Source organism: Marinobacter salexigens (assembly GCF_002806945.1).
Taxonomy (GTDB): domain Bacteria; phylum Pseudomonadota; class Gammaproteobacteria; order Pseudomonadales; family Oleiphilaceae; genus Marinobacter; species Marinobacter salexigens.
In genome coordinates, this window is record NZ_NIHC01000005.1 from 273810 (window position 1) to 286119 (window position 12310).

General features: G+C 52.5%; 10 protein-coding genes. 7 read left to right on the forward strand and 3 right to left on the reverse strand.

Annotated elements, in window-relative coordinates; genetic code table 11:
- Positions 1 to 141 precede the first annotated feature (141 nt).
- Positions 142 to 1530 (reverse strand): signal recognition particle protein, encoded by a 1389-nt coding sequence (gene ffh / locus CDH47_RS11445; RefSeq protein WP_100640028.1) that lies wholly within the window; start codon positions 1528 to 1530, stop codon positions 142 to 144.
- A 182-nt stretch (positions 1531 to 1712) separates the two neighbouring features.
- Between ffh and CDH47_RS11450 the strand changes: the two genes are divergently transcribed.
- From CDH47_RS11450 to CDH47_RS11470, 5 genes are all read left to right on the forward strand, one after another.
- Entirely contained in the window at positions 1713 to 2519 is an 807-nt protein-coding gene (locus CDH47_RS11450) for a cytochrome C assembly family protein (RefSeq protein WP_100640029.1), read from the forward strand.
- Positions 2520 to 2601: 82 nt separating this feature from the next.
- Entirely contained in the window at positions 2602 to 3885 is a 1284-nt protein-coding gene (locus CDH47_RS11455; RefSeq protein ID WP_100640030.1) for an HlyC/CorC family transporter, read from the forward strand.
- A 150-nt stretch (positions 3886 to 4035) separates the two neighbouring features.
- Entirely contained in the window at positions 4036 to 4638 is a 603-nt protein-coding gene (locus CDH47_RS11460; protein ID WP_100640031.1) for a Yip1 family protein, read from the forward strand.
- Between the two features lie 201 nt (positions 4639 to 4839).
- Positions 4840 to 7044 (forward strand): DUF1631 domain-containing protein, encoded by a 2205-nt coding sequence (locus tag CDH47_RS11465; protein ID WP_100640032.1) that lies wholly within the window; start codon positions 4840 to 4842, stop codon positions 7042 to 7044.
- Between the two features lie 76 nt (positions 7045 to 7120).
- Complete coding sequence (locus CDH47_RS11470; RefSeq protein WP_100640033.1) at positions 7121 to 7894, forward strand: energy transducer TonB family protein; 774 nt, start codon at positions 7121 to 7123, stop codon at positions 7892 to 7894.
- Between the two features lie 25 nt (positions 7895 to 7919).
- On the opposite strand, the gene grxD is transcribed toward CDH47_RS11470, so the two are convergent.
- Positions 7920 to 8246 carry a Grx4 family monothiol glutaredoxin gene (grxD, locus tag CDH47_RS11475; RefSeq protein WP_100640190.1) on the reverse strand — a complete coding sequence of 109 codons (327 nt, stop codon included), beginning with the start codon at positions 8244 to 8246 and terminating at the stop codon, positions 7920 to 7922.
- Positions 8247 to 8491: 245 nt separating this feature from the next.
- Here grxD and argF point away from each other — a divergent pair, with 245 nt between their 5' ends.
- Complete coding sequence (gene argF, locus CDH47_RS11480) at positions 8492 to 9406, forward strand: ornithine carbamoyltransferase (RefSeq protein ID WP_100640034.1); 915 nt, start codon at positions 8492 to 8494, stop codon at positions 9404 to 9406.
- Positions 9407 to 9411: 5 nt separating this feature from the next.
- Positions 9412 to 10485 (forward strand): ABC transporter ATP-binding protein, encoded by a 1074-nt coding sequence (locus tag CDH47_RS11485; protein WP_100640035.1) that lies wholly within the window; start codon positions 9412 to 9414, stop codon positions 10483 to 10485.
- 235 nt (positions 10486 to 10720) lie between these two features.
- Here the strand turns inward: CDH47_RS11485 and CDH47_RS11490 are convergent, their stop codons facing one another.
- Complete coding sequence (locus CDH47_RS11490; RefSeq protein ID WP_100640191.1) at positions 10721 to 12289, reverse strand: ATP-binding protein; 1569 nt, start codon at positions 12287 to 12289, stop codon at positions 10721 to 10723.
- Positions 12290 to 12310 lie beyond the last annotated feature (21 nt).

Genomic DNA, 12310 nt, shown 5'->3' on the forward strand with positions numbered 1-12310 from the left:
TACGAACTTTGTACGCTCCACGCCTGCCATAATGCTGGCTTACGAGGAGACCCATACTCGAAAGGGGCGCTATTCTATGCTAAATACGCGCCAAAGAAAACAGGCAAACTGACTGTTTGCATGTTTTCCATGTAAGGCTTTTTACATACGCCCAAACGGAGGCATGCCACCGCCACCACCGCCCGGCGGCATCATACCACCAAGACCGCGCATCATATTCGCCATTCCGCCTTTTTTACTGAATTTTTTCATCATTTTTTGCATCTGCTTATGCTGCTTAAGCAGGCGGTTAACATCCTGTATCTGCGTTCCCGATCCGGCAGCAATGCGACGCTTGCGCGAATTGTTAATCACATCCGGGTAGCGACGCTCTTTAGCGGTCATCGAACAGATAATCGCTTCCAGCTGACCCATGGACTTATCATTAACCTGCTGCTGTGCCACCTGAGCCATCTGACCCATGCCTGGCAGTTTATCCATCAAGCCACCAATACCACCCATATTCTTCATTTGCTGAAGTTGGTCGCGGAAGTCCTCCAGGTCAAAACTTTTGCCTTTTTTGATCTTTTTGGTGAGTTTCTGAGCCTTCTTCTGATCCAGCTTGCGCTCGGCTTCCTCGATAAGGGAGAGCACGTCGCCCATACCCAGAATCCGGGAGGCAACCCGATCCGGATGGAACGGCTCCAGCGCATCGGATTTCTCACCAACACCCAGAAACTTTATGGGCTTACCAGTAATGTGCCTGACCGAAAGCGCAGCACCACCACGGGCATCACCGTCGGTTTTAGTGAGCACCACACCGGTCAGCGGCAGAGCGTCGTTAAATGCCTTGGCGGTATTGGCGGCGTCCTGCCCGGTCATGGCATCGACAACGAAAAGGGTTTCTACCGGACTCACCGCCTTATGCAGCCGACCAATTTCACCCATCATCTGCTCGTCAACATGCAAGCGACCCGCGGTATCGAGAATCACCACATCAATATGCTTCTTGCGAGCGGCAGCAACAGCACCCTCAGCAATGGCAACCGGGTCCTGGTCAGCGGTGCTTGGGAAAAACTCAACGCCCACTTCACCCGCCAAAGTTTCCAGCTGCTTGATCGCAGCCGGCCGGTAAATATCGGCACTCACTACCATTACTGACTTCTTGTGACGCTCTTTGAGAAAGCGCGACAGTTTTGCAACCGTGGTGGTTTTACCGGCACCCTGAAGACCTGCCATCATGATAACGGCGGGCGGCTGAACGGCAAGATTGAGGGATTGATTGCCCTCACCCATCACTCGCTCAAGCTCTTGCTGAACAACCTTTACAAAGACCTGGCCAGGGGAAAGGCTGCGCTGGACTTCCTGCCCGATAGCCCGCTGTCGAACGCCCTCAACAAAGTCTTTTACTACTGGCAGGGCGACATCTGCCTCCAGTAGTGCCATGCGCACTTCCCGGAGGGTGTCCTTGATATTGTCTTCGGTGAGCCGCGCCTGACCGGAAATCTTGCGCAGGCTACCGGAAAGTCGATCTTGGAGGTTCTCAAACATGTTGCTCTTCCGTACCCCGGATAAATTGAGTGCACAAACCTCAGAGCCAGCATCGGCCCCTTGATTCCTGTTGCATAATTTCGACATTATAACCAGACTATCGCACTTAGACGACCAACCCGGTCAAATCGGCAGCCACAGCTGTCGATCTTCAGCCAGCACAGTGGTAACTAAAGGAAGTTATGGGAACGCTGATTCTCGCGGTCACCTCTCTTTTTCTGTACAGCGTCGGTACCGCTTTGCAGGCGCTCCACTTCCGTGGGCGCGTGCACAGTAATATAGCGATAACGACCCTTATTGGCATGCTGGCGCTCACATCTCACGGGCTTTTGATTACACAGACCATCTATCACGATGGCGGTGTCGACCTGGGCTTCTTCAAAAGCTCTGTACTGATCTCATGGCTAATCGTCTTTTTACTGCTGGGACTCAATCTGAGAAAGCCGGTTCAAAGCCTTTTTCTCGGCGTATACCCGCTGGCCGCCTTAACCATTATCACGACCCTGATCACCCATACGCCGTCGCGCCTGGTCTCTGATGAAAGCTACGGGCTACTTTCCCATATCGCACTATCCGTGACAGCCTACAGCCTGTTCTCTCTGGCGGCTATACAGGCATCCTTGCTTTACTTCCAGAATCGCCAACTAAAACAAAACTATAACAGCCGACTGATCCGCAACCTGCCACCACTACAGACCATGGAATCCTTGCTTTTCGAAATGGTCTGGGCCGGTGTCGTCATGCTGACACTCGCTATTGTGACCGGAGCCGTGTTTATAGAAAATCTTTTTGCCCAGAACCTGGCACATAAAACTGTATTCTCCATACTTTCGCTGCTGGTTTTTGTTGCCCTGCTCGTGGGCCGATACACCAAAGGTTGGCGCGGCATGACAGCAAGCCGCTGGACACTCGCTGGCTGCGCGCTTCTAATGGTGGCCTTTTATGGCAGCAAATTCGCCCTGGAGCTGGTGTTCCAGAAAGGCGGCTGACAGCCGACCCATAATCTCTTGACACCAGGCACAAGCACAACCTACTTTCGCTACTTGTAAGCAACATAAGGACTTCTCTGGTTTGGACGGTACATCGCTCACCGCGCTGTCGATTATTCTCGTCGGGCTGATTTTGCTATCGGCATTTTTTTCCAGCTCCGAAACCGGAATGATGTCACTCAACAAGTATCGCCTGAAGCACATGGCGAAGACTGGGCACAGGGGCGCCAAGCGGGCGCAGAAACTGCTGCAGCGCACAGATCAGCTTATCGGCATCATTCTGATCGGCAACAACTTCGTCAACATCCTGGCGTCGTCCATAGCCACAGTTATAGCCATCCGCATCTGGGGCGATGCCGGCATCGCCATTGCCACACTGTTACTGACCATCGTCATCCTGATTTTTGCTGAAGTCACCCCCAAGACCCTGGCCGCCCTGTTCCCTGAAAAAATCGCCTTTCCAGCAAGCTACATTCTGGGACCTTTGCTGAAAATCCTGTATCCGATTGTATGGGCCGTCAACCTCTTTACAGGAGCGATACTGCGGATTCTCAGGATTTCTCCGACCGACGCAGCAAGCGATCACCTTAGCCGGGAAGAGCTAAGAACCCTGGTGAACGAAGCTGGCGCCCTGATCCCGACCAAGCACAAGGACATGCTCGTTAGCATTCTCGACCTCGAGAAAGTAACCGTAAACGACATCATGGTGCCCAGGAATGAGATATCAGGCATCGATCTCGATGACGACACAGACACTATTTTGCGCCAACTAAGAAATAGCCAGCATACGCGCCTGCCGGTCTTCACAGGTGATATCAACAACATTCAGGGCATACTGCACCTGCGCAGCGCAGCCAAACTGCTCCAGCAAGACGAAATCAGTAAAGCCATGATTTTGCAACTTTGCCAGGAACCCTACTTTGTCCCTGAAAGTACGCCGCTGAACACCCAACTCATCAATTTTCAAAAGGGCAAACGCCGATTTGGCATTGTGGTAGATGAATATGGCGATGTGCTTGGGCTCGCTACCCTTGAAGACATCCTGGAGGAGATCGTTGGCGAGTTCACCACGGATTACGCAGCTGCCAGTCCGGATATAATCCCCCAGGAGGACGGCACCTTCATTGTGGATGGCACCGCATCTGTGCGCTCCATTAACAAGAGCCTGGGTTGGAAACTACCCATAGACGGCCCCAAAACCCTGAACGGCCTGATCACCGAAACCCTTGAAAACATCCCTGACACCAACGTGTGTCTGAAGGTCGACGGTCACCGGGTAGAAGTACTGCAGATAAAGGACAATGTTGTAAAAGCAGCAATTGTGCACCCTAAAAAACGCAAAAAGCGAGCACTCTCCCTCGTCTGAGCTCGCCAATTCCCCTTCGCTATAGTCATTCCAGTTATAGCGACGCCTTTTTTTGAAAGATCAAAATGTAACCAGCTCCTTGACGCATATCAATCTACCGCCAACACTCAATAAGAACACCGCACAACAATAATTTTAAGGAGTTTGGCCATGAGCTTGATGCACACCTTCGGTCTTCTGACCCATCCTGATAGACAATGGAAAGCCATCCGGAAAGATTCTGAGTCTGTTACCCAGCTCTACTTGGGGCACGTATTGCTACTCGCTCTCATACCCGCTCTGGCCGGGTTCATTGGTACCACCCAAGTGGGCTGGCAAATCGGTGATGGACCAGTTACGCGCCTGTCTTTCAGCAGCGGCTTAAGCCTTTCCGTGCTGTTTTATGCCGCCATGCTGGCCGGTATATTCATTCTCGGCAAATTTATTGATTTTTTTGCGGCAACCTATGATGCATCAGACCAAGTGCCTCGGGGGGTCGCAATGGCAGCCTATACCGCCACACCTATGCTTCTGATCGGAGTTATTGCAGCTTACCCTAATGTCTGGGTGAATATGCTGGCAGGGCTGGTTGCTATTGCCTATGCGGTTTACCTTCTATACGAAGGCCTGCCCATCCTCATGAAGATTCCTGAAGACCGCGGATTTATGTTCGCCACCGCTGTGCTCACAGTCGGGCTTGTCATGTTTGTTGCTCTTCTTGCGATTAGCGTGGTGATCTGGAGCGCGGGAATTGGCCCGGAGTATGTAAGCTAAGCCATACAAACCTGGCCACGAAGCCAACAACAACTTCACAAGGGCGCTCTGATAGAACGCCCTTTATTTTGCCAACAAGCGTACTAGTTGGCTATTATCCATGTTATCCAGACCAAAAATGCGGTAAATTTAATCCATAACTAAAAACTGGAAAGTATAACTCGGTCATCTACCCGGTTGAGCCGTTAACAGGAGTCGGCCATGGACAAGCAGTCCGGCATACATTACCTCCGTGAATACAGGGAAGCGGGAAGCAGCCATCCGGTTCCCGTGGAGGTTACTCGCATCCGCGACACTGTTGTCGCAGGGCTCGGCGACCTGCTGCAGGGCGCGTTTGATGCCGTAGATGATTCGCTGTTCGAACTGGCCAACAATGCTCGCAGCAACAACGAGCAGAACCGCTATTTTGAGGCCATGCGGGAAATCCGCATAAAACGAAAGGGTGTAGAGCGCCATTTCCAGAATGCGGTTGCGCAGTTTTTTTCCAATCCGCCCCGTACCGGCCAACTTCATGAAGATACTTTGGGGCGTCAGGCAAGCGCAGACAGTCTGGCACTCGTTGGCAACGATGATCTGGAAGAGCAAGTTGCTCTGACTGCCATGATCACCAAAGCCAAAGCGCATTTTCAGGGGCCGCTTTTACAACTTCAAACCCGCTTCAGCCATGTCTACGAAGGTGCCTCAGAGGTATCGCCCGTTAACCCAATGGCGCCAGAACATCTTTGCAGCGCTTTCACTGAAGCCATTCAGGCCCTGGAAATACAAATCCGCGAGCGATTAATTTTGCTAAAGCAGTTTGATCGTTACGTGGTTTCCAATCTGGGCATGCTGCTGGACGAAGCCAACAGAATCCTTGTTAAGGCGGGAGTCATTCCCAACTTCCGTTATCATGGAAAAGCGGGCCAACAACACAGTGCCTCAGAGAGGCACACTACCGCCTCTGGACAGGATGGTGCCCCTGCGCAAGAAGAACACCATTCTACAGCCAGTGATGGCAGTAGCGCAGTATTCGAGCAGATCCACCAGTTACTGGCACGGCAGAGGGCTAACTCCGGCATACCATCTCGCCAGCATAGCCCAGACATCCGGATTATTAACGGCAATGAACTGATCAACCTGCTGGCGTCACTACCCTTTAACAACCAGGTAAACCCTGAGCACGACTTGAGCGAAGGTGACCCACTTGTTATCGACCTGCTCAGCGCCGTGGAGCAGATACTGGCTCAAGCAAAAACAAATGACGGTAAGAAACCCGCACTTGAAGAAATGGATGAGGATCTTATCAACCTCGTATCCATGCTGTTCGAGTTCATTCTTGATGATTACAACCTGTCAGCACCAGTGCAGGTTCTGATAAGCCGGCTACAGATTCCGATTCTAAAAGTTGTTATCAAGGACAAAAGCTTTTTCAGCAAGTCGACACACCCGGCACGCAAACTGCTAAACGCCCTTGCCCGCGCTGGTATTGGTTGGAGCAACAGCGACGAAAAAGCCCGGGACAAGCTGTACGAAAAGATTCACAGCATTGTGCAAAGAATTCTTAGTGAGTTCGAGGGCGACATAGCTCTTTTCGAAACACTGAATAATGAGTTTGAAGAATTTCTTGCCAAGGAAAACCGAAAGTCCTCTTTGGTAGAACAGCGCACTCGTGAATCAGAGCGCGGGCGCATCAAATCCCAGAAAGCCCAAGAGTTAGTCGACCGGGTTATAAAAGAACGCGTGGCACGCTACCGACTCCCGGAGCCTGTGTATAAAATGCTTACCAACGGCTGGAGCAGATTTATGTTTCTGGCCTACCTGCGGGACGATGTAGAGCATCGCTGGCAGGAAAGCGTAAAGGTTGTTGATGACCTTATCTGGTGCCTTCACCCGCATCAGGGAGACACCGAAAGGGATCAGTGGGTGCGCGTTGTACCAGGTTTGCTCAAATCGCTTCGGGCTGGTCTGGAAGAAGTTTCGTACAATACAACAACGCTCGATGAAACCATGGGCACGCTCAAGCATGAGCTGGCAGAGGCTTTCCGCGCCAGCTCCAGCATGGAAACAACAGAAGAGCCAGCCAGCCAGGATGAACCCCCGAGTGAGGCCCAGGAGGAATCCAGCCACCAGCCCCAAGATGCAGTGATCGCAGAATTCATGGCTGAAATTGACAGCCTGGAGATTGGCAACTGGGTAGAGTTCGGGCTGGTTAATGGCGCGTGTTTCAGGTGCAAACTTTCCGCAATCATTGAAGAGGCAGACTGCTTTGTCTTTGTGAACCGCATGGGGCTCAAAGTCATCGAAAAAACCCGTGTTGAGCTTGCCCACGAAATGCGCCGAGGGAGAATGACACTACTTGAGCAAGGTGCACTTATAGACCGCGCACTAGATGCCGTCGTCGGATCGCTGCGCAGCAAAACAGCCTGATCGGACCTGGGCCCGCCATCACCTTGCGGACCCAGACAGGCCGCCCACCCGGTAACAAAGGAGAAATCTTAGATTAATGCTGGAGCATGGCAGCAACAACAGCCTTCCGGCGAAGCATCGGATCGCCCTCGCCTTATCGACCGCCTTTCTGATTCACACCCTGCTACTGTCTGGACTTCCATCCTTTTTACCGGTCTCCCCCAGCGAGCATCGACAGCAACTGAGCGTGGAACTGGTCGCGACAGGTAGCATTAGTGGAGGCCCTGCCGCCGACCCGCTTGATAAAATCGAGACCCGCAATCCGCCCTTTGAAATCACGCCACATACCCCCATTCCCCAACAGGAAACACCCCGGGTTACCACAAGCCACTCCCGGGTTAAAACGACTGCCAGTGAAAAACCACAAGCTGCAACACTGAAGAACAAAGCAGCCCCCTCCCGAGCTACAGCGATATCATCTGTTTCCGGGGCACCAGCCAACCCCACAGCCAGCAAGCAGGTTCCAAAGACAGGAACAACAAAGGATGCCACCAGAATTACCCAGTCACCCATTGAGCAAGACCCTTACCTGATAAAACTGGCCATGCACCTGGCGGCAAAGCTGGAAACTTCAAGGATACCAGCACTAAGGGAACTGGCTGACACAACAACCATGGAGCTGGAGCTCCAGTTACTGAGCAATGGAGCACTTACAAGGGCGAGAGTTATCAAATCGACAGGCGCTGGACAAATAGACCGTGCCGCGTACCAAGCGGCACTTTCAGCGAGCCCTTACCCGGAGCCGCCGCCCGACCAGAGCAGCAAAAGCCACTTCGAAGTCAAGCTGGTGTTTTCTCCATCGCGGCTATAACCGGGCGGCTCACTGTTAAAACAAATCAGGCTTCAGCTTGCTTTGCAGCCTCTTTTACCAGAGTAGCCAGCTCGCCACTTTCAGACATCTCCATGATGATGTCGCAGCCGCCAACCAACTCGCCGTTAACATACAGCTGAGGATATGTAGGCCAGCTTGAGTAGACCTTCAAGGCCTCGCGCAGCTCTTGGTTGTCAAGAATATTCACAAATGCAAAACGCTCACCGCAGGCCATCAACGCCTGGGATGTCTTTGAAGAAAAGCCGCACTGAGGAGCTTGGGGCGACCCTTTCATATACAGAATAATCGGGTTTTCCGAGAGCTGGCTCTTAATGGTTTCGTTAATATCCATGAACATTCACCTCTAGTTAAAATAAAGGAACCGTCTTTTGCGTTTATGCACGCTATTGTACCCACAGTAACTGCGATCTATTGTACACGTCGGGCAGCCACCTCAACAAACCACGCAAGGTGATTCAGAGCAAGCCTGTCACCTGTGGCGTTGTCATCAGTAGCGGGAAGGGCTAGACTTGATACCCCCATTTTTTCACCAGTATTTATACTCATCCAGGGTACCATCCAAGTAAGGGCCACCCCATGGCAGCAAGGCATTTTCTGACACTGAATGACATGTCCACAAACGAACTGGAAAATCTGGTGGATCATGGCTCCAGACTCCGGAACGAATGGCGCCAAGGCAAGGTCAGAGACTCACTGAAAAACCGCGTCCTGGCGATGATTTTCGAAAAATCCTCAACCCGCACCCGGGTTTCGTTTGAGGCCGGCATGACCCAACTGGGTGGTTCTGCAATGTTTCTTTCTCCCCGGGATACGCAACTTGGCCGCGGAGAGCCCATAGAAGATTCGGCCATCGTTATCTCCAGCATGGTAGATGCCGTAATGATACGGACCTTCGCACACGAAACCGTTGAAAAATTCTCACAAGCGTCACGGGCACCGGTGATCAACGCCCTCACAGATGACTTCCACCCCTGCCAACTACTGGCAGACATGCAAACATATCGCGAGCATCGTGGCAGCATTCGGGGCGCTACCGTGGCCTGGATAGGCGATGGCAATAACATGTGCCACTCCTATATTAACGCTGCCACCCAGTTCGACTTTCACCTGAACATTGCAACACCCGAAGGTTACGAGCCAGACCCGAAACTGATGAAGGCTCATAGCGACCGCATCACACTCATGCGTGAACCAGAGGAGGCTGCGCGCAACGCAAACCTTCTGGTTACTGATGTCTGGGCCTCTATGGGCCAGGAAGATGAGCAAAAAGCCCGTGAAAAGGCCTTTGCCAAATACCAGATAAACAAGGCGTTGATGGACCTGGCTGCGAAAGACGCTCTACTCATGCACTGCCTGCCTGCCCATCGTGGCGAGGAAATATCTGCAGAAATGATAGACCATCCGGGCTCCGTCATCTGGGACGAGGCCGAAAACCGGCTCCACGCCCAGAAAGCCCTGCTGGAATTCCTCATCCTGAACCGCCTGGACTAAGATTTATGAGCTCGCCCGAAAAGACTGCCCACAACTGGCTGCTAGAGGTAGAAAACCTGACCTGTGGCTATGGTGGAAATGCCGTTGTAAAAGACGTCAACTTCGCACTCAGCCAAGGGGATATTGGCTGCCTGCTTGGGCCTAGCGGTTGCGGAAAAAGTACCATTTTGCGGGCTCTGGCCGGCTTTCTTCCGCTAACCAGCGGTGAAATACGCCTGCAGTCGCAACCTATCAGTCTTCCCGGCCGCACGCTTGCACCCGAAAAGCGCCGGATTGGTATGGTTTTTCAGGATTATGCTCTGTTTCCGCATCTGAGCATTGCCGATAACGTGGGTTTCGGATTACGAGGGCTCGACAAAACCGAAAAGCGGCAGAGAGTTATGGAGCTGCTTAACGTGGTCCACCTGCAGGATCTGGCAGACAACTACCCCCATGAACTGTCAGGCGGCCAACAACAGCGAGTTGCCTTGGCACGAGCGCTTGCACCAGAACCAACACTCATTCTTCTGGATGAACCCTTCTCAAACCTGGACACTGACCTGCGCCGCAGACTCAGCCTTGACGTCCGGGAGATCCTGAAGACCCTGGGGATCAGCGCAATCCTGGTGACCCACGATCAGCAGGAAGCCTTCGCCATGTGCGACCAGGTCGCGGTGCTGCACAACGGTAAAATCCAACAGTGGGATGTGCCGTACAATCTCTACCATGAGCCTGTAAACCGCTTTGTGGCGAGCTTTGTAGGGCAAGGTGGATTCATTCCGGGCATTGCTGTAGGGCCAGACATTATTGAATCCGAGCTTGGAATCATTCACGGAAACCGGGCCTACAAATGGCCTGCTGGCACATTGGTAGACGTACTCATCCGCCCTGATGATATTGTTTATGATGAGAACTCAGACCTGCGTCCGAAAGTTGTAGAGAAAACTTTTGCCGGCACCTCCACGCTTTATCGCTTTCGCTGCTCAGAAGATACAGAGTTTGAGACGTTATTCCGAAGCCACCTGGATTTCCACATGGGCGAGACAGTACCAGTGCGGGTGGAGGCTGACCACCTTATAGCCTTCGAGCGCAATAGCTGACCAGACGTAAACTCAGAGGAAGGCTGCTGAAGTCGTCAAAAAACACGCAAAAAAAAGGACCGGAAAACCGGCCCTCAAATGACGAATGAAACAAGGAAAGTTCGTAAGAACCACAACCTCAATAAGTCATCCCTTACGCAATAAAGTATCGCTAATCACGGGGCAGCGTTCAGTTGCACTTGTGTAGTCGCTTTGTTACATCTGGTGAAAAACAAATTGCGTTTCACGAGAGCCTTTACAAGCTCGGCTCGAGTGGCTTTTTGCGCGGCCAAACCAGACTGAAACGCGCCCCACCCAGACTATCACTCCGGCTGACAAAGGCTTGGCCGTTATGCCAGTACAGTATGCGCCGCACAATGGAAAGTCCCAACCCGTATCCGCCCGAAGTACGGGTGCGGCTGTCATCAAGCCGCGAAAATGCCGTAAAAACCTTCTCCCACTCATCTTCCGGGATGCCTGGGCCATCATCCTCCACATCAACCCGGCAATGGTCTTCATCGATGTGGCATCGCACAAGCACTTTACTGGTGGCATAACGTCCGGCATTGCCTACAAGATTCTGAATAGCTCGGTGAATATACCTTGGCTCAACATCAGCCATCCCTATGTGCTCTGTAACCTCGTCGATTTCATCTTCAATACTTATTGCCGGGCGCAGAAGCTGCTGCTCGCTAACCACCTGCCTCACAATGTCAGTTACGGATGCCTCTTCCAGTGAAAATACAGGCCCCCCCTGCTCAAGACGCGCGTAGGTAAGGATCTCATCAATAAGCTCATCCAGCTCCTGAATATCGCCATCAATACCATCAAGCTGCCTCTGGAGAGCTTCCTGGCTTTCGCAATCTTCAATCATTTGCACGCCAAAACGTATACGGGCGACCGGCGTTCTCAACTCGTGGGAAACCGCATGAATCATTTCGCGCTGCACGTTCACCAAGCGTTGAATATGTTCTGCCATGCTGTTAAAAGCTGCCGCCAATCGCGAAACAGTAGTACCTTCGCCAGCTTCAACCCGCGCCCCCATCTCCCCTCGAGCAATGCGCACGGCCACAGACTCGACCTTACGCAGATTGCTGTCCAGCCCCCGGAGAACAAACAGTAGCGCCAACGCCAAAACACTCCCGGACACCACCAACAACAATAGAATAACCGGCCATGCCCAGGGATTAAACGGCGCCGGCAAACTAACCTGAACCAACTCGCCATCAGACAACTGAACAAGTACCCGCCCCTCTCCGTTATCGGTATAAAAAGCAGCGCCCTGACTGAAAACACGCTCAAGGACCTCATCATCTGGAAGTGCAGCCGAGCCTTGAATTCTAAGCACCCCCAGGTTCAGCCCTTCCGCTAACTTTGCAACAGCCTCATCACGATCCTCGGGGCCTGCTGCATCAAGGTGAACCTGCAATATCTGTGCAGATGCAATAGCGGTATCACGATAAGGCTGAGTCGCCCTGAACTGTATAACTTCTCCGTGTAAACCGGTTACCAGAAAGCGATAGCCCAGGCTGCTCTCAATAGCCACTACTTGACCATAGCCAAGGCGCTCGCGAACCACAGCAGATAGCGACATCTCCCTGGCATCCGAAACCTGGAAGCCATTCCTGGAGGAAAGCCAATGATACTGCCGCTCTGGCGCTGGCGAAGACGCGAGCCAGCGCATCAATGACTGGGTAAAGTGCTCATGCCAGAATTGTGAGCGTACGGAGTTGATACCAACAAACAAGACAAGGCAGAGCAGTATGACCAAAGCCGTAAGACCGGCAAGGCGAGCGTAAAGCTTTAGGAAGAACTTCAGGGGCATGTCAACGAACCCTGGCAGGGA